This window comes from Pseudomonas sp. LBUM1659 (genome assembly GCF_059716045.1).
Genome location: NZ_CP166797.1, coordinates 1143128 through 1168423 on the forward strand (window position 1 = coordinate 1143128; position 25296 = coordinate 1168423).

Genomic DNA, 25296 nt, shown 5'->3' on the forward strand with positions numbered 1-25296 from the left:
GCTTGCTCGCGAAGGCGGGGTGTCAGTCGACATCAATGTTGAATGTAACGCCGCCTTCGCGAGCAAGCCCGCTCCCACAGGGGATATGAGGTGTTTGGAGGAGAGGGCAGGCACAAAAAAGGGAGGCCGTTGCGGGCCTCCCTTTTTCATCGCGATGTGCCGTTACAGGCTGGCAATCCGCGCATGTTGCTCGGCCAGCTTGCCCAAAGCCTGTTCGGCCTCGGCCAGTTTGGCGCGTTCCTTCTCGATGACTTCAGCCGGGGCCTTGTCCACGAAACCAGCGTTGGACAGCTTGCCACCCACGCGCTGGACTTCACCCTGCAAGCGCAGGATTTCCTTGTCCAGGCGCGCCAGTTCGGCGTCCTTGTCGATCAGGCCAGCCATCGGTACCAGCACTTCCATCTCGCCAACCAGTGCGGTGGCAGACAGCGGTGCTTCTTCGCCGGCAACCAACACCGTAATCGATTCGAGGCGAGCCAGTTTCTTCAACAGGGCTTCGTTCTCGGTGAGACGACGCTGATCTTCGGCGCTGACGTTTTTCAGGAACAGGTTCAGCGGCTTGCCCGGACCGATGTTCATTTCGCCACGGATGTTACGCGTGCCGAGCATCAGGCCCTTGAGCCATTCGATGTCGTCTTCGGCGCCCTGATCGATGCGCTCTTCATTGGCCACTGGCCAAGGTTGCAGCATGATCGTCTTGCCCTGAATACCGGCCAGCGGCGCGATGCGCTGCCAGATTTCTTCGGTGATGAATGGCATGAACGGGTGCGCCAGACGCAACGCCACTTCCAAGACGCGAACCAGCGTACGGCGGGTGCCGCGCTGACGCTCGGCCGGGGCGTTTTCGTCCCACAGCACAGGCTTGGACAGTTCCAGGTACCAGTCGCAATACTGGTTCCAGATGAACTCGTACAAGGCTTGTGCTGCCAGGTCGAAACGGAACTGGTCGAGTTGACGGGTCACTTCGGCTTCGGTGCGTTGCAGCTGCGAGATGATCCAGCGATCCGCCAGCGACAGCTCGTAGGCTTCGCCGTTCTGGCCGCAGTCTTCGCCCTTGTCCAGAACATAACGCGCGGCGTTCCAGATCTTGTTGCAGAAGTTGCGATAGCCTTCAACGCGGCCCATGTCGAACTTGATGTCACGGCCGGTGGACGCCAGCGAGCAGAAGGTGAAGCGCAGTGCGTCGGTACCATAGCTGGCGATGCCGTCGGCGAACTCGTCGCGGGTCTGCTTCTCGATCTTCTTCGCCAGTTTCGGCTGCATCAGGCCGGAGGTGCGTTTCTGCACCAGGTCTTCCAGTTCGATGCCGTCGATGATGTCCAGCGGGTCCAGGACGTTGCCCTTGGACTTGGACATTTTCTGGCCTTGGCCATCACGCACCAGGCCATGCACATATACGGTCTTGAACGGAACCTGCGGCGTGCCGTCTTCGTTTTTCACCAAATGCATGGTGAGCATGATCATCCGGGCAACCCAGAAGAAAATGATGTCGAAGCCGGTCACCAGCACATCGGTGGAGTGGAATTTCTTCAGGAACTCGGTTTGCTCAGGCCAGCCGAGCGTGGAGAAGGTCCAAAGGCCCGAACTGAACCAGGTGTCGAGAACGTCGTTGTCCTGTTGCAGCGCAACGTCCGGGCCGAGGTTGTTCTTGGCACGCACCTCGGCTTCGTCGCGACCGACGTAGACTTTGCCCGACTCGTCGTACCAGGCTGGAATCCGGTGGCCCCACCACAGCTGACGGCTGATGCACCAATCCTGGATGTCGCGCATCCACGAGAAGTACATGTTTTCGTATTGCTTTGGCACGAACTGGATGCGGCCGTCTTCAACAGCGGCAATCGCAGGCTCGGCCAACGGCTTGGTCGACACGTACCACTGGTCGGTCAGCCACGGCTCGATGATCGTGCCGGAGCGGTCGCCTTTCGGCACTTTCAGCGCGTGATCGTTGACGCTGACCAGCAGGCCGGCGGCGTCGAATGCCGCAACTATTTGCTTACGGGCTTCGAAGCGGTCGAGGCCGGCGTATTCAGCCGGGATCTTGCCGTCGATGCTCTCGTTCAGTGTGCCGTCGAGGTTGAACACCTGGCAGGCTGGCAACACGGCCGCGTTCTTGTCGAAGATGTTCAGCAGCGGCAGGTTGTGGCGCTTGCCGACTTCGTAGTCGTTGAAATCGTGGGCCGGGGTGATTTTCACGCAGCCGGTGCCGAATTCAGGATCGCAATAATCGTCGGCGATGATCGGAATGCGGCGGCCGACCAGCGGCAGTTCGACAAATTTGCCGATCAGGGCTTGGTAGCGTTCATCGTTCGGGTTAACGGCCACGGCGGCGTCGCCGAGCATGGTTTCCGGGCGAGTAGTCGCGACGATCAGGTAGTCATTGCCTTCCGCGGTTTTGACACCGTCGGCCAGCGGGTATTTCAGGTTCCACAGGAAACCTTTCTCGTCGTGGTTTTCCACTTCGAGGTCGGAAATCGCCGTGTGCAACTTGGTGTCCCAGTTGACCAAGCGCTTGCCGCGATAGATCAGGCCGTCTTCATGCAGGCGCACGAAGGCTTCTTTCACGGATTCCGAGAGACCATCATCCATGGTGAAGCGCTCGCGGCTCCAGTCTACGGACGAGCCAAGGCGACGGATCTGACGGCTGATGTTGCCGCCGGACTGATCCTTCCATTCCCAGACTTTCTCGAGGAATTTTTCGCGGCCCAGGTCGTGACGGCTCTGGCCTTGGGCTTCGAGTTGACGCTCCACCAGCATTTGCGTGGCGATACCGGCGTGGTCGGTACCCGGCTGCCACAGGGTGTTACGACCCTGCATGCGGCGGAATCGGATCAGGGCGTCCATGATCGCGTTGTTGAAACCGTGACCCATGTGCAGGCTGCCGGTGACGTTCGGCGGCGGGATCATGATGGTGTAGGACTCGCCCGCGCCTTGCGGGGCGAAGTAATTCTCTGACTCCCAGGTGTTGTACCAGGAAGTTTCAATGGCGTGCGGCTGGTAGGTCTTATCCATGCGCGGCGGGACCCTATAGGCATTTATTCAGGAAAAGCCGGCAAGTATAGCGGTGCATGGGGCGCAGGGCGAGTTGATCGAGGGATGAACCTGACCGCCGCTCCCACATTAAGATGGCGGTGTTATTCGTACTGACTGAGCAGCCGTTCCATCCGCGCATCCAGCCGGCGTTTGATTTCGGTTTCAATGTGCGGGGCGAAGTCGTCGATCACGTCTTGCATGATCAACATCGCAGCGGCGCGCAGTTCGCTGTCCAGATGCAGCAAGGCGTCGGGGCCTTTGCCGGGTTCCGGCGAAGGCTGTGCGGCAGGGGCGGGCGGCGGTGTCGGTTCGACCGGCTGCGGCGCATTGCCGACAGGCTCGAACAACATGGGAATCTGTTCCTGGTCACCGTCGATGACCGTGTCGGTCAGCAGTGGTGGTTGCAGGTTGTCATCGCCGAGCAGTTGGCGGATCGACTCGAGGTCGTCCAGCAGATGCACGGACTTTTGCTGCGGTTTCGGAGTGTCCATCGGAATGCTCAGAGTCGCTGTAAACGGTGGTCTTGCAGAGGATAGCCCTGTTCGCGGTAGAAACGGAAACTCTCCCGCGCAGCCGCGCGAATCGTCGGTTCTTCTACTACCACTTCCGCCACGCGGGCGAATTGTTTGGCAAATGCCGGGACTTTCAGGTCGAGATTGACCAGCAAATCCTGGTGCTGACCGCAGTCATCGCCCAGACCCAGGACGATCAGGCCGTCCGGTTCGCTTTCGGCAGGGCCATGAGGTACGAAGCTTTCGCCCTTGAAGGCCCACAAACGGGCATCGAGATCCTCACGCTGGGCGGCATCGCTGCAGTGCAGGTAAATGCGGTGGCCCATGCGCCAGGCTTTTTCGGTGAGCTTGCAGGCGAAATCCAGCCGCGCCGAAGGATCGGCGCTGGGCAGGATATAGAAGTCGACTTTGGTCATTGCGGTTCCTGAGCCAGGAGCGGCATCACCCGAAAGTGACGCCGCCCCGGGTCAACGGTTTCAGGCTTTGGCGCGGTCCAGCAGGTATTGGGTCAGCAATGGAACAGGACGGCCAGTGGCGCCCTTGTCCTTGCCGCCGCTGGTCCATGCGGTACCGGCGATGTCCAGGTGTGCCCAGTTCAGGTTCTTGGTGAAACGGGACAGGAAGCAGGCAGCGGTGATGGTCCCGGCTTTCGGGCCGCCAATGTTGGCGATGTCGGCGAACGGGCTGTCCAGTTGCTCCTGGTACTCGTCGAACAGCGGCAATTGCCAGGCGCGGTCGTCAGCCGTCTGGCCGGCGCTCAGCAGTTGGCCGATGAGTTCGTCGTTGTTGCCCAGCAGGCCCGAAGTGTGGGCGCCCAAGGCAACGACGCAAGCGCCGGTCAGGGTCGCGATGTCGATCACGGCTTGCGGCTTGAAGCGTTCGGAGTAGGTCAGGGCATCACACAGCACCAGACGGCCTTCGGCGTCGGTGTTGAGGATTTCCACGGTCTGGCCGCTCATGGTGGTGACGATGTCGCCCGGGCGCGAAGCGTTGCCGCTCGGCATGTTCTCGGCGCAGGCCAGGATGCACACCAGGTTGATCGGCAGGTTCAGCTCAAGCACGGCACGCAGGGTGCCAAACACGCTGGCAGCGCCGCCCATGTCGTACTTCATTTCATCCATGCCGGCGCCCGGCTTCAGGCTGATGCCGCCGGTATCAAAGGTGATGCCTTTACCGACCAGTGCATACGGTTTCTCGGATTTCTTGCCGCCGTTGTATTGCATGACGATCAGGCGTGGCGGCTGGGCGCTGCCCTGGCCTACGGCGTAGAACGAGCCCATGCCCAGATCCTTGATCTTCTTCTCGTCAAGGACTTCGACTTTCAGGGTTTTGAATTCTTTACCGAGGTTCTTCGCTTGTTCGCCGAGGAACGTGGGGTGGCAGATGTTCGGCGGCAGGTTGCCCAGGTTGCGGGTGAAGGCCATGCCGTTGGCGATAGCGGTGGCGTGGGTCACGGCGCGCTCGACTTCAGCCTGTGCAGCCTTGATGGTCAGCAGGGTGACTTTCTTCAGGGTGCGAGGTTCGGCTTTCTGGCTCTTGAACTGGTCGAAGGTGTATTCGCCGTCCACCAGTGTTTCCGCCAGCAGGCGGGTTTTGCCATAGCTGTCGCGGCCTTTGACCACGACTTCATCCAGCGCCAGTACCGCATCGCTGCCGCCCAGGCCTTTGAGGGTGTTGAGTGCGCCGGAAATAATTTTGCGGAACGGGCGGTCGCCGAGTTCTTCGTCCTTGCCCACGCCTACCAGCAGAACGCGTTCAGCCTTGAGGTTCGGCAAGCTATGCAGCAACAGACTCTGGCCAACCTTGCCGGCGAGGTCGCCGCGCTTGAGCACTGCACTGATGGCGCCGCCACTCAGTTCGTCCAGTTGTCTGGCCACGGCGCCGAGCTTGCGGCCTTCGCCGACGGCGACGACCAGAGTGGCAGTCTTCAACGTTTCTGGGCTAACGCTTTTTACAACCAGTTCCATGTCCGGGTCCCTGAATGATGGTCAACGTGCGTGGGCAAAACGGCGACGCACAGACGCTTGCTTATATAGATAGAAAGACGCAGGTCACGGCCCGCGACAAAGGCCGCAGTTTGAACCCCGCTCCCTGCGCCTGACAACCCTCGGTTGTACGATCTTCAGCGCATTGACCGCCAGCTTGAGCATGCGCAGTGACAGGTGCACCCAATCACAGGATAATGCGCCATCTTTTTCGGCAGCTCTGCCCTGCGGGCTGTCTGATACGTTTGCTTGTTTGGCCGCCTTAGCCTGACAACCCTGGAGTCTCTGGTTTGATCGTCTTCCGATATCTGTCCCGCGAAGTCCTGTTGACCTTGAGCGCAGTCAGCGCCGTGCTGCTGGTCATCATCATGAGCGGTCGCTTCATCAAATACCTTGCGCAGGCGGCCGCGGGCCTGCTGGATCCGGGCTCGCTGTTCCTGATCATGGGCTTCCGTCTGCCGGGTTTCCTGCAGCTGATCCTGCCACTGGGCCTGTTTCTCGGGATCCTGCTGGCGTACGGTCGCCTGTACCTCGAAAGCGAAATGACCGTGCTGTCGGCCACCGGTATGAGCCAGCAGCGTTTGTTTGTCATTACCCTGTTTCCGGCCACGCTGGTCGCGCTGATAGTGGCCTGGCTGAGCCTGAGCCTGGCACCACAAGGTGCCAATCAGTTCCAGTTGCTGCTGAATAAACAAGATGCGCTCACCGAGTTCGATACCCTGGAGCCGGGTCGCTTCCAGGCGTTGCGTGACGGGACTCGGGTGACCTATACCGAGCAACTGACCGATGACCGCGTCAATCTGGCGGGTGTGTTCATTTCGCAGAAAAACACCAACTCCGACCAGAAGGATCGCGGGATTTCCGTGCTGGTGGCCGAGAAGGGCCGCCAGGAAATTCGTCCGGACGGCAACCGCTACCTGATTCTCGACAACGGTTATCGATATGACGGCAATCCGGGGCAGGCCGACTATCGGGCGATCAAATACGACGAGTACGGGGTATTGCTGCCAAAACCGGATGTCAGTGACGAAGTAACTGATCGTGATGCAATGAGCACCCGTGCCTTGATCGACAGCAACGACACTCGCCTGCGCGCTGAACTGCAATGGCGTCTGTCCTTGCCGTTGCTGGTGTTCATCGTGACCCTGATGGCGGTGCCGTTGTCGCGGGTCAACCCGCGCCAGGGCCGTTTCCTCAAGCTGCTGCCGGCGATTCTTCTTTATATGATTTACCTGACCATCCTGATTGCCGCCCGCGGCGCCCTCGATAAGGGCAAGATCCCGCCTGCCCTGGGGTTATGGTGGGTTCATGGGGTGTTCCTGATCATCGGTCTCGGGCTGCTTTACTGGGAGCCGTTGCGCTTGAAAATGGCGAGTCGCCGCAGCGCACTGGAGGTGGCTCGTGGTTAAGCTCGATCGCTACATCGGTAGCAGCGTATTTATGGCAATCCTGGCGGTACTGGGGATTATTCTCGGCCTGGCGACGCTGTTCTCCTTCATCGACGAGATGAGCGAAGTCAGCGACACCTATACCCTGTTGGATGCGTCCAGTTACGTCTTGCTGACGGCCCCGCGCCGTCTTTACGACATGTTGCCAATGGCGGCACTGATCGGATGCCTGATTGGCCTCGGCAGTCTGGCCAGCAACAGTGAGCTGACCATCATGCGCGCCGCCGGCGTGTCGATCGGTCGAATCGTCTGGGCGGTCATGAAGCCGATGCTGGTCCTGATGGCAGTGGGGGTACTGATCGGCGAATACGTTGCGCCGGCCACTGAAGTCACTGCTCAGGCCAATCGCTCGCTGGCTCAGGGCAGCGGTGATGCGCAAAGCGCCAAACACGGCCTTTGGCACCGCCAGGGTGACGAGTTCATTCACGTCAACTCCGTGCAGCCCAATGGCCTTCTGTATGGCGTGACCCGCTATCGCTTCGACAATGAGCGACACATGCTGTCGTCAAGCTTTGCCAAGCGTGCCGAGTTCGACAAGGATCACTGGCAACTCAGCGACGTCACGACCACGGTGTTCCATGACAAGAGCACCGAAGTGGTCGTCACTCCCGTCGAGCGCTGGGAAATTGCCCTGAGCCCTCAGTTGCTGGACACCGTGGTAATGGCGCCTGAGTCGCTGTCAATCAGCGGTCTGTGGAGTTACATCCACTATCTGGCTGACCAGGGCCTGAGCAATGGCCGCTACTGGTTGGCATTTTGGGTCAAGGTGTTGCAACCTCTGGTAACTGCCGCGCTGGTACTGATGGCGATTTCCTTCATCTTTGGTCCCTTGCGCTCTGTGACCCTCGGTCAGCGTGTGTTCACCGGCGTTCTGGTGGGCTTCACCTTCCGTATCGTTCAGGATTTGCTGGGGCCTTCGAGCCTGGTGTTCGGTTTCTCGCCGCTGTTTGCGGTGCTCATTCCGGCTGGTGTTTGTGGCCTGGCCGGTGTCTGGCTGTTGCGCCGGGCCGGTTGATTAAGGGTTTTTCCTGGCCTTTCCGGTCACTCAAAACGCCCCTGTCGCAAGACCGGGGCGTTTTTGTACCTGCCGTCTGACCTGCAAACGTGACGCTTGCGCCGTGGATCAGGTACAATTCCCGGCTATTTTTCGGCGGGCTATGCCTGCAGCCTTTTTGAGTGTTGATCCGTGAGTGATTTGAGTCATATCCGCAATTTCTCCATCATCGCCCACATTGACCATGGCAAGTCGACGCTGGCTGATCGATTCATCCAGATGTGCGGCGGCCTTGCCGAGCGCGAAATGGAAGCCCAGGTGCTGGACTCCATGGACCTGGAGCGTGAACGCGGGATCACCATCAAGGCCCACAGCGTCACCCTTTATTACACCGCTCGCGATGGCATCAAGTACCAGCTGAACTTCATTGACACCCCCGGCCACGTTGACTTCACCTACGAAGTCAGCCGGTCGCTGGCGGCCTGTGAGGGTGCTTTGCTGGTGGTCGATGCCGGTCAGGGCGTTGAAGCGCAGTCGGTTGCCAACTGCTACACGGCGATCGAGCAGGGCCTGGAAGTCATGCCGGTCCTGAACAAGATCGACCTGCCACAGGCCGATCCGGACCGCGTTAAAGAAGAAATCGAAAAAATCATCGGCATCGATGCCACCGACGCGGTCGAGTGCTCTGCCAAGACCGGTCTGGGCGTCGATGAAGTGCTCGAGCGCCTGGTCGCCACCATTCCTGCACCGACCGGCAACTACGAAGATCCGCTGCAAGCGTTGATCATCGATTCGTGGTTCGACAACTACCTGGGCGTTGTTTCCCTGGTACGCGTGCGCCACGGTCGTGTGAAGAAGGGCGACAAGATCCTGGTCAAATCCACCGGCAAGATCCACCTGGTGGACAGCGTCGGTGTATTCAACCCGAAACACACCCCTACCGCTGACCTGAAGGCCGGTGAAGTGGGCTTCATCATTGCCAGCATCAAGGACATTCACGGTGCGCCAGTGGGCGACACCCTGACCTTGAACTCGACGCCAGACGTCGACGTGCTGCCAGGGTTCAAACGCATTCAGCCGCAGGTTTACGCCGGTCTGTTCCCGGTCAGCTCCGACGACTTCGAAGACTTCCGTGAGGCCCTGCAAAAGCTCACGCTCAATGACTCGTCCCTGCAGTACACCCCGGAAAGCTCCGACGCCCTGGGCTTCGGCTTCCGTTGCGGGTTCCTCGGCATGCTGCACATGGAAATCATCCAGGAGCGCCTGGAGCGCGAGTACGACCTGGACCTGATCACCACAGCGCCGACAGTAATTTTCGAGCTGTTGCTGAAAACCGGTGAAACGATTTACGTCGATAACCCGTCGAAGCTTCCAGACCTGTCCTCGATCGAAGACATGCGTGAGCCGATCGTGCGGGCCAATATTCTTGTGCCGCAAGAGCACCTGGGCAACGTCATTACCCTGTGCATCGAAAAGCGTGGCGTGCAGCACGACATGCTGTTCCTCGGTACTCAGGTTCAAGTGACCTACGATTTGCCGATGAACGAAGTGGTCCTGGACTTCTTCGACCGTCTGAAATCGACCAGCCGTGGTTATGCGTCGCTGGATTACCATTTCGACCGTTATCAATCGGCTAGTCTGGTGAAACTGGACGTGCTGATCAACGGTGACAAGGTCGACGCCCTGGCGCTGATCGTGCACAAGGATAACGCGCACTACAAAGGTCGCCAGTTGACCGAGAAGATGAAAGAACTGATTCCGCGCCAGATGTTCGACGTCGCGATCCAGGCCGCCATTGGCGGGCAGATCATTGCGCGGACCTCCGTCAAGGCACTCAGAAAGAACGTATTGGCCAAATGCTACGGCGGTGACGTTAGCCGTAAGAAGAAACTGCTTGAAAAGCAAAAGGCCGGTAAAAAACGCATGAAGCAAGTCGGCAACGTGGAAATTCCACAAGAAGCCTTCCTTGCAGTGCTCAGGTTGGATAGTTAGGTCCTATGTCACTAAATTTCCCGCTGTTGCTGGTCATCGCCGTGTTCGTCTGCGGCCTGTTGGCGTTGCTCGATCTGGTTTTCCTGGCACCGCGTCGGCGTGCTGCCATTACCTCCTATCAGGGCAGCGTCAGCCAGCCTGATGTGGTGGTGGTCGAGAAACTGAACAAAGAGCCGCTGCTGGTCGAATACGGCAAGTCGTTCTTCCCGGTGTTGTTCATCGTGCTGGTGCTGCGTTCGTTCCTGGTGGAACCGTTCCAGATTCCTTCCGGCTCGATGAAACCGACCCTGGATGTTGGCGACTTCATTTTGGTGAACAAGTTTTCTTACGGGATCCGCCTGCCGGTGATCGACAAGAAAGTCATCGAAGTGGGTGATCCACAACGCGGCGATGTAATGGTGTTCCGCTACCCGAGCGATCCGAACGTCAACTACATCAAGCGAGTCGTGGGCCTGCCGGGTGACAAGATTCGTTATACCGCTGACAAGCGTCTGTTCGTCAACGGCGAGTCGATTGCTGAGCAGATGATCGGCTCCGAGCCGGGCACGTTGGGCAGTGCTGAGCTCTATAAGGAAAAACTCGGCGCTGCCGAGCACCTGATCCGCAAGGAAATGAGCCGCTATCGCGCGACCCCGGATCATTCGTGGATCGTGCCGGCCGGGCACTACTTCATGATGGGTGACAACCGCGACAACTCCAACGACAGTCGCTTTTGGGATGATCCAAGTATTCCCAAGGATCTGCTGGGCATGGTTCCCGACAAGAATATCGTCGGCAAGGCCTTCGCAGTCTGGATGAGCTGGCCGGAACCTAAACTCAGTCACCTGCCGAATTTCTCGCGGGTTGGCCTGATCAAGTAATCACACACGGCGCTGTTGAACACAGCGCCGAATGCTTTTCTGGAGCCGACACAATCGGTACCGCAAGCATGAAGCCAATGATATTCAGGACGTTATTTTTGAACACAGCGTTAATTGTCCCAGGCCTGCGCCGACTCTCGGCGATGGCGGTGGAATCCAACCACGAACTCAGCGTGGGTAAACCGTGAGCGTCTCATTAAGCCGTCTCGAGCGTCAGCTCGGCTACACCTTCAAGGATCAGGAACTGATGGTCCTGGCCCTGACTCACCGCAGCTTTGCCGGGCGTAACAACGAACGCCTGGAATTCCTCGGTGATGCCATCCTCAATTTCGTCGCTGGCGAGGCGCTGTTCGATCGCTTCCCGCTGGCGCGTGAAGGCCAGTTGTCGCGTTTGCGCGCGCGCCTGGTGAAAGGCGAGACCCTGGCCGTGCTGGCCCGCGGTTTTGATCTGGGCGACTACCTGCGCCTGGGCTCCGGTGAGCTGAAAAGCGGCGGTTTTCGTCGCGAGTCGATTCTGGCCGATGCCCTGGAAGCGCTGATTGGTGCGATCTACCTCGATGCCGGCATGGACATGGCGCGCGAGCGCGTGCTGGCCTGGTTGGCCGGTGAGTTCGAAGGCCTGACATTGGTCGACACCAACAAAGATCCAAAAACCCGCCTGCAGGAATTTCTGCAATCGCGTGGTTGTGAGCTGCCACGTTACGAAGTGGTGGATATCCAGGGTGAGCCGCATTGCCGGACGTTCTTCGTCGAATGTGAAATCACCTTACTGAATGAAAAAAGCCGAGGTCAGGGTGTGAGTCGTCGTATTGCCGAACAGGTAGCGGCCGCCGCAGCACTGATTGCCCTGGGTGTGGAGAATGGCAATGACTGATTCAACTGCAACTCGCTGTGGCTATGTTGCCATCGTCGGCCGTCCCAACGTGGGCAAGTCCACGCTGCTGAACCACATCCTGGGTCAGAAACTGGCGATCACCTCGCGCAAACCGCAAACCACCCGTCACAACATGCTGGGCATCAAGACCGAAGGTGCCGTGCAGGCGATCTACGTCGATACCCCAGGCATGCACAAGGGTGGCGAAAAAGCGCTGAACCGCTACATGAACAAGACTGCGTCGGCGGCGTTGAAAGACGTTGACGTGGTGATCTTCGTCGTGGACCGCACCAAGTGGACTGACGAAGACCAGATGGTCCTCGAGCGCGTCCAGTACGTGACCGGCCCGTTGATCGTGGCGCTGAACAAGACGGATCGCATCGAAGACAAAGCCGAACTGATGCCGCACCTGACCTGGTTGCAGGAGCAGCTGCCGAACGCGCAGATCATGCCGATCTCGGCCCAGCACGGGCACAACCTCGAAGCGCTGGAGCGTGTGATTGCCGGTTACCTGCCGGAAAACGATCACTTCTTCCCGGAAGACCAGATCACCGACCGCAGCAGCCGCTTCCTCGCCGCTGAACTGGTGCGTGAGAAAATCATGCGCCAGATGGGCGCCGAGTTGCCGTACCAGATCACCGTGGAAATCGAAGAGTTCAAGCAGCAGGGCAAAACCCTGCATATCCATGCCTTGATCCTCGTTGAACGTGATGGCCAGAAGAAAATCATCATTGGCGACAAGGGCGAACGCATCAAGCGTATCGGCACTGAGGCGCGCAAGGACATGGAGCTGCTGTTCGACTCCAAGATCATGCTCAACCTTTGGGTGAAAGTGAAAGGCGGCTGGTCCGATGACGAGCGCGCATTGCGTTCGTTGGGTTACGGCGACCTGTAATCGCTTAACACTGGGTACACAAAGATCGAATGTGGGAGCGGGCTTGCTCGCGAATGCGGTGTGACAGACAACGAAGATGTTGAATGTTAAGCCGCCTTCGCGAGCAAGCCCGCTCCCACATTGGTTAGCGCTGTTTTCACTGGCTGTATTCTCCCTCTAGAGATACTCGACGCCCATGTCCCAAACCCCACCCACCGCCCAACCCGCCTACGTCCTCCACTCCCGCGCCTACCGCGAAAACAGTGCGTTGGTGGATTTCCTCACGCCTCAAGGTCGGCTGCGGGCGGTGTTGCGCAGTGCACGGGGCAAGGCCGGGACATTGGCGCGGCCGTTTGTACCCCTGGAAGTCGAGTTCCGGGGGCGCGGTGAGTTGAAGAACGTCGGGCGGATGGAAGCCGCCGGTGTTTCCACCTGGCTCAGTGGTGAGGCGTTGTTTAGCGGCCTGTACCTCAATGAGCTGTTGATTCGCCTGCTGCCCGCCGAAGACCCGCATCCCGCAGTATTCGATCACTACGCCGCCACCTTGCTCGCACTGGCCGAAGGCCGTCCGCTGGAGCCGTTGTTGCGCTCGTTCGAATGGCGCTTGCTGGATGACCTCGGTTACGGCTTTGCACTGACTACGGACATCCATGGCGAGCCTATTGCCCCGGACGGTCTTTACCGCTTACAGGTGGATGCGGGTCTGGAACAGGTCTATCTGCTGCAACCCGGTTTGTTCAATGGCACCGAACTGTTGGCCATGGCCGATGCCGACTGGACCGCACCCGGTGCGCTGTCCGCCGCCAAGCGTTTAATGCGCCAAGCGTTGGCTGTTCACCTGGGCGGTCGTCCGTTGGTCAGCCGCGAGCTGTTTCGCAAGCCGTAGTCTCCCCGTATGCTGTGCGCCGAATCTTTAAATTCAGGAGCGCTTCCGTGACCACCAGCAATCGCATTCTTCTTGGCGTGAACATCGACCACGTTGCCACCCTGCGTCAGGCCCGGGGTACTCGCTATCCGGATCCGGTCAAGGCAGCACTGGACGCGGAAGAGGCGGGCGCTGACGGCATCACCGTGCATTTGCGCGAAGACCGTCGGCACATCCAGGAACGCGACGTTCTGCTGCTCAAGGACGTGCTGCAAACCCGCATGAACTTTGAAATGGGCGTCACCGAAGAAATGATGGTGTTCGCCGAACGCATCCGCCCGGCGCACATTTGCCTGGTCCCGGAAACCCGTCAGGAACTGACCACAGAAGGTGGTCTGGACGTGGCAGGGCAGGAAGCGCGGATCAAAGCCGCCGTGGCTCGCTTGTCAAAGATTGGCTGCGAAGTGTCGCTGTTCATCGACGCGGATGAGCGGCAGATTGAAGCGTCCCGCCGTGTTGGCGCGCCGGCTATCGAACTGCATACCGGTCGTTACGCCGATGCCAAGACGCCAACTGACGTGGCTGAAGAGCTCAAGCGTGTGGCCGATGGTGTTGCGTTTGGCCTGGCTCAGGGGCTGATCGTCAACGCCGGGCACGGTTTGCACTACCACAACGTCGAAGCCGTGGCGGCGATCAAAGGCATCAACGAACTGAACATTGGCCACGCGCTGGTGGCGCATGCTTTGTTTGTTGGCTTCAAGTCGGCGGTATCTGAAATGAAAGCGCTGATCCTGAACGCCGCAAAAGCCTAAGCCGAACAAAAATCAAAATGTGGGAGCGGCGGTGCGACGATTCGACTTGCTCGCGAAAGCGGTGTGACAGTCGACATAAATGTTGAATGTTAAACCGCTTTCGCGAGCAAGCCCGCTCCCACATTTGATTTAGGTATTCCTGTTAGAGCGGCGCAGGTTCTTGAGCCGGCTTGGTCTTGTCGATCCCCGGCACATGCAGGTTGCCTTCGGCCACTTGATCACCTTCAAGCTGTGGCTGCGTGACCCACGTCAGGATGTCGTAGTAACGACGGATGTTCGCTACGAAATGCACCGGCTCGCCGCCCCGGGCGTAGCCATAACGCGTCTTGCTGTACCACTTCTTCTCAGACAGGCGCGGCAGGATCTTCTTCACGTCCAGCCACTTGTCCGGGTTCAGTCCTTCCTTCGTCGCCAGTTTGCGCGCGTCATCCAGGTGACCGCTGCCAACGTTGTAGGCCGCCAGGGCAAACCAGGTGCGGTCCGGTTCCTGAATCGACTCGTCCAGTTGATCCTTGATATAGGCCAGGTATTTGGCGCCACCCATGATGCTTTGCTTGGGGTCGAGGCGGTTGGACACACCCATCGCCTGCGCGGTGTTCTGGGTCAGCATCATCAGGCCGCGCACGCCGGTCTTGGACGTGACCGCCGGTTGCCACAACGATTCCTGATAACCGATGGCGGCCAGCAGGCGCCAGTCGACTTTTTCTTTCTTGGCGTATGCCTTGAAGTGCTGTTCGTACTTGGGCAGGCGCTGCTGCAAGTGCTGGGCGAACGTGGTGGCGCCCATGTAACCAAGAACGTCGACATGCCCGTAATAACGGTCTTTGAGGCGCTGCAGGGTGCCGTTTTTCTGCACCTTGTCGAGGTAGTCGTTGATTTCGTTTAGCAGGCTGTTGTCTTCGCCAGCGGCCACGGCCCAGCTCTGGTTGCTGGCGTCACCGAGGTCGAAGGCGACCCGTATGTTGGTGAAGTACACTTGGTTCATCGCGACTTCGTTGGAGTCGACCAGGGTCAGATCGATCTGGCCTTCATCGACCATGCGCAGCAGGTCGACGACTTCAACCGCGTCGGATTCTTCATACTCAATGCCGGGGTATTTCTTTTTCAGCTCCGCCAACTGTTCGGCGTGGGTGCTGCCTTTGAGCACCATGATCTTCTTGCCGACCAAATCACCGGCGTCGGTTGGCCGCGATTGGCCGTTGCGGTAGATGATCTGAGGGGTGACTTCCAGGTAGGAGTGGGAAAACCTGACCTGTTTTTTACGTTCTTCGCTGCCGACCAGACCGGCCGCAGCGAGTACCGGGCCGTTAGTCTTGCCGACCTGGCTGTACAGGTCGTCGAGGTTGTCGGCGGTCTCGATCTTGAGTTCCACCCCCAGATCGTCGGCGAAACGCTTCACCAGCTCGTATTCGAAGCCGGTTTCACCGTTGCGATCCTGAAAGTAGGTGGCGGGGCTGTTTCGGGTAACCACGCGCAGCACGCCATCCTCCTTTACGCGCTCCAGCGTGTTGGGTTTATCAACACAGCCATTGAGCAGCAGGAAGAGTCCGGTTGCGATCAGCCATTTGGCGTACCGCGGACGCAAAGCCGTTGGGGAAAACATCTGCGCAGTATACGCAAAGGACCACGAGCGCCATATCTCGACAGCGAAGGGCTTGTCTGCTAGGCAATTGAAAAGCGCTCCGGAGCCCGCAGGAATGGGCCTTGACAGCATTTTTTGAGCGGAAAAAATAACCCTTTTTGATTGCCGTTTTCAGGCCCGGATCTGCGGTCCGACACCCAGGTGCAGCCGCCTGTACCGTTTCGGGTGATGTCGCGGGCGGTTTAGGCTAGAATGCACGGCCTCAAAGCACACCCCTCCCGAGGCTGTCCCGAAGATGTTGATCCTGCGCGGCGCTCCTGCCCTTTCTGCCTTTCGCCACAGCAAACTCCTTGAGCAACTGAGCCAGAAGGTCCCGGCTGTCAGCGGCTTGTATGCTGAATTCGCTCACTTCGCCGAAGTTACCGGCGTCCTGACCGGCGACGAACAGCAGGTGCTCGCGCGCCTTCTGAAGTACGGCCCAAGTGTTCCGGTACAAGAGCCGACCGGTCGTCTGTTCCTGGTGTTGCCGCGTTTCGGCACCATCTCGCCGTGGTCCAGTAAAGCCAGCGACATCGCTCGCAACTGCGGCCTGAGCAAGATCCAGCGCCTGGAGCGCGGCATCGCCTTCTACGTCGCCGGCCAGTTCAGCGACGCCGAAGCACAGTTGATTTCCGATACCCTGCACGACCGCATGACGCAGATCGTTCTGGCCAACCTTGAACAAGCCTCCGGCCTGTTCAGCCACGCCGAACCGAAGCCGCTGACTGCAATCGACGTGCTGGGTGGCGGTCGCGCCGCGCTGGAAAAAGCCAACACCGAGCTGGGCCTGGCCCTGGCCGAAGACGAAATCGATTACCTGGTCAACGCCTTCGTCGGCTTGAAGCGCAACCCGCACGACATTGAACTGATGATGTTCGCCCAGGCGAACTCCGAGCACTGCCGTCACAAGATCTTCAATGCCAGTTGGGACATCGACGGTCAGAACCAGGAAAAAAGCCTGTTCGGCATGATCAAGAACACCTACCAGATGCACAGCGAAGGTGTTCTGTCGGCTTATAAGGACAACGCTTCGGTGATCGTCGGCAACGTCGCCGGCCGTTTCTTCCCGGACCCTGAAACCCGCCAGTACGGCGCGGTGCAGGAACCGGTGCACATCCTGATGAAAGTCGAAACCCACAACCACCCGACCGCGATTGCCCCGTTCCCGGGCGCATCCACCGGCAGTGGCGGTGAGATTCGTGACGAAGGCGCGACCGGCCGTGGTGCCAAGCCAAAGGCTGGCCTGACCGGTTTCACCGTGTCCAACCTGCAAATCCCTGGGTTCGAACAGCCGTGGGAGGTGCCGTACGGCAAGCCTGAGCGCATCGTGACCGCGCTGGACATCATGATCGAAGGCCCACTGGGTGGCGCCGCGTTCAACAACGAATTCGGTCGCCCGGCCCTGACCGGTTATTTCCGCACCTTCGAACAGTCGATCACCACCCCGCGTGGCGACGAAGTTCGCGGTTACCACAAGCCGATCATGCTGGCGGGCGGCATGGGTAACATCCGTGCCGAACACGTGCAGAAAGGCGAGATCACCGTTGGCTCCAAGCTGATCGTGCTGGGCGGCCCGGCGATGCTGATCGGTCTGGGCGGCGGCGCAGCTTCCTCCATGGCCACCGGCACCAGTTCGGCCGACCTGGACTTCGCTTCCGTACAGCGCGAAAACCCTGAGATGGAACGTCGCTGCCAGGAAGTCATCGACCGTTGCTGGCAGTTGGGTGATAAAAACCCGATCAGCTTCATCCACGACGTCGGCGCGGGCGGTCTGTCCAACGCTTTCCCGGAACTGGTCAACGACGGCAACCGTGGTGGCCGCTTCGAATTGCGCAACATTCCAAACGACGAGCCGGGCATGGCCCCGCACGAAATCTGGAGTAACGAATCCCAGGAACGCTACGTTCTGGCAGTCGGCCCGGCGGACTTCGAACGCTTCCAGGCGATCTGCGAACGTGAGCGTTGCCCGTTCGCCGTGGTCGGCGAAGCCACTGCCGAGCCGCAACTGACCGTCACTGACAGCCACTTCGGCAACAGCCCGGTGGACATGCCGCTGGAAGTGCTGCTGGGCAAAGCCCCGCGCATGCACCGTTCGGCCGTTCGCGAAAACGAACTGGGCGACGATTTCGATCCGTCGACGCTTGAGATTGCAGACTGCGTCGAGCGCGTTCTGCATCACCCGGCCGTGGCGAGCAAAAGCTTCCTGATCACCATCGGCGACCGCACCATCACCGGCCTCGTGGCCCGTGACCAAATGGTCGGCCCGTGGCAGGTTCCGGTAGCCGACGTTGCCGTCACCGCCACCAGCTTCGACGTCTACACCGGTGAAGCCATGGCCATGGGCGAGCGTACTCCGCTGGCACTGCTGGACGCCTCGGCGTCGGGCCGCATGGCCATCGGCGAAACCCTGACCAACATCGCCGCTTCGCGCATCAACAAGATCTCCGACATCAAACTGTCGGCGAACTGGATGTCCGCTGCCGGTCACCCGGGTGAAGACGCGCGTCTGTACGACACCGTGAAAGCGGTCGGCATGGAGCTTTGCCCTGAGCTGGGCATTACCATTCCGGTGGGCAAGGACTCCATGTCCATGGCCACGCGCTGGAGCGACGAAGGCGTCGACAAGACTGTCACTTCGCCGATGTCCCTTATCGTGACCGGTTTCGCGCCAGTGGCTGACATCCGTCAGACCCTGACCCCGGAACTGCGCATGAACAAGGGCACCACCGACCTGATCCTGATCGATCTGGGCCGCGGCCAGAACCGCATGGGCGCCTCGATCCTGGCCCAGGTGCACGGCAAGCTCGGCTCGCAAGCGCCGGACGTTGATGATTCCGAAGACCTCAAAGCGTTCTTCGCAGTGATCCAGGGCCTGAATGCCGACGGTCACCTGCTGGCGTACCACGACCGTTCCGACGGTGGTTTGCTGACCAGCGTGGTGGAAATGGCCTTCGCCGGCCACTGCGGTCTGAGCCTGAACCTCGATGGCCTGGCAGAAACTTCCGCCGACATCGCGGCGATCCTGTTCAACGAAGAACTGGGTGCTGTGATCCAGGTTCGTCAGGACGCCACCCCGGACATCCTCGCGCAATTCAGCGCTGCCGGTTTGGGCGAGTGCGTGTCGGTGATCGGTCAGCCAATGAACAACGGCCAGATCAACATCACCTTCAACGGCGAAACCGTGTTCGAAGGTCAACGTCGTCTGCTGCAACGTCAGTGGGCTGAAACCAGCTATCAGATCCAGCGTCTGCGTGACAACGTCGACTGCGCCGAACAAGAGTTCGACGTGCTGCTGGAAGAAGACAACCCGGGCCTGAGCGTCAAGCTCAGCTTCGACGTCAACCAGGACGTCGCCGCGCCTTACATCAAAAAAGGCATCCGCCCACAGGTTGCCGTTCTGCGTGAGCAGGGCGTCAACGGTCAGGTGGAAATGGCGGCCGCTTTCGACCGCGCCGGTTTCAACGCAATCGACGTGCACATGAGCGACATTCTGGCCGGCCGTGTCGACCTGAATGAGTTCAAAGGTCTGGTGGCGTGCGGTGGTTTCTCCTACGGCGACGTGCTCGGTGCCGGCGAAGGCTGGGCCAAGTCCGCGCTGTTCAACAGCCGCGCTCGCGATGCGTTCCAAGGCTTCTTCGAACGTAACGACAGCTTCACCCTCGGCGTGTGCAACGGTTGCCAGATGATGTCCAACCTGCACGAGCTGATCCCGGGCAGCGAGTTCTGGCCGCACTTCGTGCGTAACCGCTCCGAGCAGTTCGAAGCGCGCGTGGCGATGGTGCAGGTCCAGGAGTCGAACTCGATCTTCCTGCAAGGCATGGCCGGTTCGCGCATGCCAATCGCCATCGCTCACGGTGAAGGCCATGCCGAATTCGCCAGCGAAGAAGCGTTGCTGGAAGCCGATCTGTCGGGTTGCGTGGCGATGCGTTTCGTCGATAACCACGGCAAGGTCACCGAAAAATACCCGGCCAACCCGAACGGCTCGCCGCGCGGGATCACCGGTTTGACCAGCCGCGACGGTCGCGTAACGATCATGATGCCGCACCCGGAACGTGTGTTCCGCGCCGTGCAGAACTCGTGGCGTTCGGAAGAATGGAACGAAGACGCACCGTGGATGCGTATGTTCCGTAATGCGCGGGTGTGGGTAAATTAAGAGCGGGTGAACTAAGCGTCGTGTACAAGCTCAGCTTTTTTGTTCCAATCAGTCACGTCGAAGACGTGAAGAGTGCCGTATTCGCCGCCGGTGGCGGACGGATCGGCGCTTACGATCATTGCGTCTGGCAAGTGCTCGGCCTTGGCCAGTTTCGCCCGTTGGATGGCAGTCAGCCGTTCATTGGTGAAGCGGGGCAGGTCGAACAGGTTGAGGAATGGAAGCTTGAGCTTGTGGTCAGCGATGAGTTGATTCGGGCGGTGGTGGTGGCTTTGAAAGAGAGTCATCCCTACGAGACACCGGCATACGAAGTGTGGCGGTTGGAGGATTTTTGATCTTCTGGCTGCTGAAATGAGAAACCCGCTGAATTTGCGTTCAGCGGGTTTTTTGTTGGCTGCGATGGCGGCCTTTGGGCCGACCATGCTGTTTTTTTGTATACATATCCGTTGCTGCGGTAACGGCCGCTAATGGTTTCGCTCTTACAGCGACTCCCTTTGGCAAACGCCCCAAAGGAAGCAAAGGTCTCGCCCCGAGCGTCCGGCCCCTCGCTAAGGCTCGGCGTTCCTTCGCTCCGGTATCCATCCGGGGACACTGCCCTCCGGTCTGCTTCGCTACGACCTACATGCAGCGTGTTCGACTGCGTCGAACGGCGCTACGCGCCACTCCCCGGATGCACACCTCCACTCAGCTTCCCGAAGGGGCGGGCAGATCAAGATCAAGAGCTGCAGGCGAGCTAACGCTCGGCCTGATGAGTGGTGAGAAGCAACGGCTATATGCCGATCTATTGTAGGAGCCTGGCTTGCCAGCGAAGGCGGCCTAACAACCGACCAATCGCCATCAGATGTACCCAACTTAAAATGTGCGAGCCTGCTCGCGAAGACTGACTATCAGGCGCCAACGATCTAAACCTTGGCACTCACCTCACTACGATTCACCAACGCCTCCAGCGCATCACTCAAACTCGATGCCTTGTCGCCAATCAGCAGATGCCAAATGCCGCCTTCAAGTTGGCTGACACCCTGACACCCCAGCGCCTTCAGATCACATTCCGACAACGCCTTGCCATCCGCCAGTTGCAACCGGATCCGGGTCATGGCGATGCAGTCCATCTGCAACACGTTCTCGCCGCCACCCAACGCATTCAGCCATTGCTGCGCTTCCAGCGTGGCCACCGCCGCAGGTTTCGGCGCATCAATAACAGCAGCAGGGGAAGACACGATCGCGCGCCCCAACGCCGGCATTGCCAGGCGAATATCATCGGCAATGCTGTCCGCCATCGGCCCGACCACCACCTGCAAACTCCCGCCTTTACCTGGACGCACTACTGCCATCGCCCCCAGCGCTTTCAACTCGGCATCGTTGGCTTTGTTGCGATCCACCATGTCCAGCCGCAACCGAGTGGTGCACGCACCCACCGTGATCAGATTCTGCGCGCCACCCAGCGCCTTGATATAAGCCCCGGCGCGTTCGTTCTCGGCGATCACAATCTTGTCGCCCGCTGGCACTTCTTCACGCCCCGGCGTCTTGAGGTTGAAACGGCGGATACAGAAATCAAACACCACGTAGTAGATCACCGCATACGCCAACCCCACCGGAATCACCAACCAGCCATTGGTGGATTTGCCCCAGCCGAGAATCATGTCGATGAAGCCGCCAGAGAAGGTGAACCCGAGGTGGATATTCAGCGCGTTGGTGATCGCCATCGACAACCCTGTCAACAGTGCATGCAGCAAAAACAGAAACGGCGCGAGGAACATGAAGGCGAATTCAATCGGCTCGGTCACACCGGTCAAAAACGACGTCAGGGCCATCGACAGGAAGATCCCGCCCATGACCTTGCGCCGTTCCGGCAGGGCGTTGCGGTACATCGCCAGGCAGGCGGCGGGCAGGCCGAAGATCATCATCGGGAACATGCCGGTCATGAACTGGCCGCCCTTCGGATCACCGGCGAAGTAGCGTGACAGGTCGCCAGTGACTAAGGCTCCCGTGGTCGGGTCGGTGAAGTTGCCGAAGACGAACCACGCCATGTTGTTGAGGATGTGGTGCAGGCCGGTGACGATCAGCAGACGGTTGAACACGCCGAAGACGAAAGCGCCGAAGCTGCCGCTCTCCATCATCAATGCGCCGAAGCTGTTGATGCCTTGCTGGATCGGTGGCCAGATCAAGCCGAAGATCACGCCCAGGCCGACAGCGGCAAACCCGGTGACAATCGGCACAAAGCGCCGACCGCCAAAGAACGCCAGATACTCCGGCAGCTTGATGTCCTTGAAGCGGTTGTACAGCGCGCCGGCCATCAAGCCGCTGACGATCCCGGCGAGCATGCCCATGTTGATGCTTGCATCCAGCACCTTGAGGGTGGAGGTCATCACCAGGTAACCAATCACCCCGGCAAGGCCAGCGGTGCCGTTATTGTCCTTGGCGAACCCGACCGCGATGCCGATGGCGAAGATCATCGCCAGGTTGGCGAAGATGACCTGGCCGGCATCGTGGATGATCGCGATGTTCAGCAGGTCGGTGTCGCCCAGACGCAGCAGCAACCCGGCAATCGGCAGGATCGCGATCGGCAGCATCAGTGCGCGGCCGAGGCGCTGCAGGCCTTCGATGAAGTGTTGGTACATGGCGGTTCTCCCTGTGTTCTTTTTGTTTTAGAGCTGTAGTTGTTGTTCAGCTCAGAGGCCATTGCTGGTGACAGGCATGACGCACTGCCGCCGCGCTGCTCAGCTTGAGCAGGTCGTGGCTGATGCGTCGGCATTCGGCAGCGTCGAGGTGGCGCACGCGGTCTTTGATTTCGCCGATTTGCACCGGGCTCACCGACAACTCGCTGACCCCCAGGCCGATCAACACAGGCGTCGCCAGCGGGTCGGAGGCAAGTGCACCGCAGACGCCAACCCAACGGCTATGCACCGCCGCACCCGCGCAGGTCTGTGCGATCAAACGCAGCAGCGCCGGGTGCATGGCGTCGACGCGTGAAGCGAGGCCCGCGTGGTCGCGGTCCATGGCCAGGGTGTATTGCGACAAGTCGTTGGTGCCGATGGACAGAAAGTCTGCGTGTTCGGCCAAGTGCTCGGCCATTAATGCGGCGGCCGGAATTTCGATCATCACGCCCAACTCCGGGCGTTCACTCACGCCGAGTTCTGAACACAACGCCTCGAGGCACTTGCGAATGTGCAGCAGCTCGTCGACCTCGGTGACCATTGGCAACAGAATCCGGCAGCGCGACAGCGGGCTGACGTGTAGCAGTGCGCGCAGTTGCTGATCGAGCAGTTCCGGGCGCACTTGAGCCAGGCGAATGCCGCGCAAGCCAAGCACCGGATTGGCCTCGACCGGCAGGGGCAGGTAGTCGAGTTGCTTATCGCCGCCGACGTCGATGGTGCGGATGATCACTGATTTGTCGCCCATGGCATCGAGCACGGCCTGATAGGCGAGGCGTTGTTCCTCTTCATCTGGCGCGGTGTTGCGATCCACGAACAGAAACTCGGTGCGCAGCAGGCCAACACCATCGGCGCCATTGGCCAGCGCGTCGGTGGCTTCAACGCTGGAAGCGACATTGGCGGCCACCTCGATGTGCAAGCCATCGAGTGTCAGCGCTCGGGTGTGCGCTTGAGACTGTTGAAGCGCGCGACGTTGCTGATGGTTGAGTTGCGCCTGATGCACGTCGACCAGACGTTCGGCAGTCGGCGTCAGTTCGAGGCGACCACCGTCAGCGTCCAGCACCACCGATTGACCTTGCTCCAGATTCAGCAGCGCCGAGCCCAGTGCAACCACACAGGGCAAGCCTTTGCCGCGCGCAAGAATCGCCACGTGAGACGTCGCGCCACCCTCGGCCATGCACAACCCTGCGACGCCTTGCTGGCTGAGTTGCAACAGGTCGGACGGGGTCAGTTCATGCGCGGCGACAATGGCGCCGGCGGGCACATCGTAATGCCAGGCTTCGCCGAGCAAGGCGCGCAATACGCGTTGTTTGAGGTCGCGCAGATCATTGGCACGCTCGGCCAACAAGGGGCTGCCGAGTTGTTGCAGCACTTCGCACTGGGCGTCGATCGATTGGCTCCAGGCATGGGTCGCGGCGATGCCCTGATCGATGGACGTGTTTGCCGCGTCCAGCAGCGCCGGGTCTTCAAGCAGTGCCAGATGCGCAGCGAAAATCGCTTCTTCGTCGGTGTTCTTGTGCTTTTTTGCCTGAGCCAGGGTCTGGCCGATTTCGCTGCGCACGAGGGTCAGCGCGGTATCGAGGGCCTGCTGTTGGTGCTGGGGATCATGACTGCCTGCATCAACCGGCAGACTGATGGCGTTCAATCGAAACAGTGGCCCGCCAACTAGACCCGGCGCGGCGCAAACTCCGTGCAACACGCCGACTTCGGCGGGACGATTGCGTTGGGCAATCGGCGTTGGCGCGGCGGCGTGACTGTCTTCGGCCAGGGCGGTGGACAGCGCGGTCAACAAGGCTTGCAACGCCGCTTCGGCGTCCGCGCCCCGGCAACTGACTTGCACTTCATCCCGCTCGCCGACAGCCAGGCCCATCAGCCCGATCAGGCTGTCACAGGTCGCCGATTTACCGCCGAAATGCAGCTGCGATTTGCTTTTGAAACCTTGCGCGGTCTGACGAATCAACGCCGCAGGGCGCGCATGTAAACCGCCGCGAAAGGCGACGTGGGCATGTCCGTGAACTTCGATACCCGTGGCGTCGGTTTCGACCTGCGCACCGCAGGCCTGCCGGCGAATGATGTGCAGCAGCGGCTCGCCGACTTTCACCGATTTGAGGGTGATCGGCCGTGCCTGAAATTCCTCGCTGTTGGTCAAAATCATCAGGCTGACCAGGCTTTTGCACTGCTGCGCAACCTTGTCCAGGTCATAGCGCAACAGCGGCTGGCCATTGCTGACCCGCGCGCCTTCCTTGACCAGCATCGAGAAGCCTTCGCCCTGCAACTCGACCGTGTCGAGGCCCAGGTGCAGCAGCAATTCGGCGCCGTTGTCGGCACGCAAGGTGATCGCGTGCCCGGTTCGGGCCACATGCACGACGACGCCTGCGCAAGGGGCATGAAGGGTGTCGTTCAGTGGGTCGATGGCAATCCCGTCGCCCATCGCGCCGCTGGCGAACACCGGGTCCGGGACCTTGGCGAGCGTGAGCACCGGGCCGCTGAGCGGGGCGCTGAGGGTCAGCTCTTTATTGTTGTTATGCATGGCTCGGTCTCATGAATAAAAAACGACGGTTCGGATCAACTCGCCCCCCGGTGGGAGCTGAGCTTGCTCGCGATTGCGATCTGACATTCAACATTGAT

The 25296-nt window shown here is 59.9% G+C and carries 17 protein-coding genes; 10 read left to right on the forward strand and 7 right to left on the reverse strand.

Annotation, left to right across the window (positions count from 1 at the left end; genetic code table 11):
- Positions 1 to 162: 162 nt before the first annotated feature.
- The 4 genes from ACA048_RS05035 to ACA048_RS05050 all read right to left on the reverse strand — a co-directional run bounded on the left by ACA048_RS05035 (position 163) and on the right by ACA048_RS05050 (position 5509).
- Positions 163 to 3009, reverse strand: coding sequence for a valine--tRNA ligase (locus ACA048_RS05035; RefSeq protein WP_497628187.1), 2847 nt, complete (start codon positions 3007 to 3009; stop codon positions 163 to 165).
- 122 nt (positions 3010 to 3131) lie between these two features.
- Positions 3132 to 3521, reverse strand: a complete 390-nt coding sequence (locus ACA048_RS05040) for a DNA polymerase III subunit chi (RefSeq protein WP_497628188.1) — start codon at positions 3519 to 3521, stop codon at positions 3132 to 3134.
- An 8-nt stretch (positions 3522 to 3529) separates the two neighbouring features.
- Entirely contained in the window at positions 3530 to 3958 is a 429-nt protein-coding gene (locus tag ACA048_RS05045; protein WP_497628189.1) for a DNA polymerase III subunit chi, read from the reverse strand.
- Positions 3959 to 4018: 60 nt separating this feature from the next.
- Positions 4019 to 5509: a leucyl aminopeptidase gene (locus ACA048_RS05050; protein WP_497628190.1), complete on the reverse strand. Its 1491-nt coding sequence runs from the start codon at positions 5507 to 5509 to the stop codon at positions 4019 to 4021.
- Between the two features lie 308 nt (positions 5510 to 5817).
- Here ACA048_RS05050 and lptF point away from each other — a divergent pair, with 308 nt between their 5' ends.
- From lptF to pdxJ, 8 genes are all read left to right on the forward strand, one after another.
- Positions 5818 to 6936, forward strand: a complete 1119-nt coding sequence (gene lptF, locus ACA048_RS05055) for an LPS export ABC transporter permease LptF (RefSeq protein WP_497628191.1) — start codon at positions 5818 to 5820, stop codon at positions 6934 to 6936.
- A complete protein-coding gene (gene lptG, locus ACA048_RS05060; protein ID WP_497628192.1) occupies positions 6929 to 7990 on the forward strand; it encodes an LPS export ABC transporter permease LptG in 1062 nt (353 codons plus the stop codon). Before lptF ends, lptG begins: the two co-directional genes overlap by 8 nt.
- A gap of 171 nt (positions 7991 to 8161) precedes the next feature.
- Positions 8162 to 9961, forward strand: a complete 1800-nt coding sequence (lepA, locus tag ACA048_RS05065) for a translation elongation factor 4 (RefSeq protein ID WP_497628193.1) — start codon at positions 8162 to 8164, stop codon at positions 9959 to 9961.
- Between the two features lie 5 nt (positions 9962 to 9966).
- On the forward strand, positions 9967 to 10821 hold the full coding sequence (gene lepB, locus ACA048_RS05070; protein ID WP_497628194.1) for a signal peptidase I: 855 nt from the start codon (positions 9967 to 9969) through the stop codon (positions 10819 to 10821).
- Between the two features lie 184 nt (positions 10822 to 11005).
- A complete protein-coding gene (gene rnc, locus ACA048_RS05075) occupies positions 11006 to 11695 on the forward strand; it encodes a ribonuclease III (protein ID WP_027924885.1) in 690 nt (229 codons plus the stop codon).
- On the forward strand, positions 11688 to 12590 hold the full coding sequence (era, locus tag ACA048_RS05080) for a GTPase Era (RefSeq protein WP_007944847.1): 903 nt from the start codon (positions 11688 to 11690) through the stop codon (positions 12588 to 12590). The genes rnc and era overlap by 8 nt, the downstream gene beginning before the upstream one ends.
- A gap of 175 nt (positions 12591 to 12765) precedes the next feature.
- Positions 12766 to 13455 carry a DNA repair protein RecO gene (gene recO, locus ACA048_RS05085; RefSeq protein ID WP_497628195.1) on the forward strand — a complete coding sequence of 230 codons (690 nt, stop codon included), beginning with the start codon at positions 12766 to 12768 and terminating at the stop codon, positions 13453 to 13455.
- A 47-nt stretch (positions 13456 to 13502) separates the two neighbouring features.
- Positions 13503 to 14246: a pyridoxine 5'-phosphate synthase gene (gene pdxJ / locus ACA048_RS05090; RefSeq protein WP_497628196.1), complete on the forward strand. Its 744-nt coding sequence runs from the start codon at positions 13503 to 13505 to the stop codon at positions 14244 to 14246.
- 142 nt (positions 14247 to 14388) lie between these two features.
- Here pdxJ and mltF read toward each other — a convergent pair whose 3' ends face one another.
- Entirely contained in the window at positions 14389 to 15849 is a 1461-nt protein-coding gene (mltF, locus tag ACA048_RS05095; RefSeq protein ID WP_497628197.1) for a membrane-bound lytic murein transglycosylase MltF, read from the reverse strand.
- A gap of 274 nt (positions 15850 to 16123) precedes the next feature.
- Between mltF and purL the strand changes: the two genes are divergently transcribed.
- Complete coding sequence (gene purL, locus ACA048_RS05100) at positions 16124 to 20020, forward strand: phosphoribosylformylglycinamidine synthase (RefSeq protein WP_497628198.1); 3897 nt, start codon at positions 16124 to 16126, stop codon at positions 20018 to 20020.
- 20 nt (positions 20021 to 20040) lie between these two features.
- Positions 20041 to 20352: an NGG1p interacting factor NIF3 gene (locus ACA048_RS05105; protein ID WP_497628199.1), complete on the forward strand. Its 312-nt coding sequence runs from the start codon at positions 20041 to 20043 to the stop codon at positions 20350 to 20352.
- 567 nt (positions 20353 to 20919) lie between these two features.
- Here the strand turns inward: ACA048_RS05105 and nagE are convergent.
- Positions 20920 to 22635, reverse strand: a complete 1716-nt coding sequence (gene nagE / locus ACA048_RS05110) for an N-acetylglucosamine-specific PTS transporter subunit IIBC (protein ID WP_497628200.1) — start codon at positions 22633 to 22635, stop codon at positions 20920 to 20922.
- A gap of 46 nt (positions 22636 to 22681) precedes the next feature.
- Entirely contained in the window at positions 22682 to 25198 is a 2517-nt protein-coding gene (gene ptsP, locus ACA048_RS05115) for a phosphoenolpyruvate--protein phosphotransferase (protein ID WP_497628201.1), read from the reverse strand.
- Positions 25199 to 25296 lie beyond the last annotated feature (98 nt).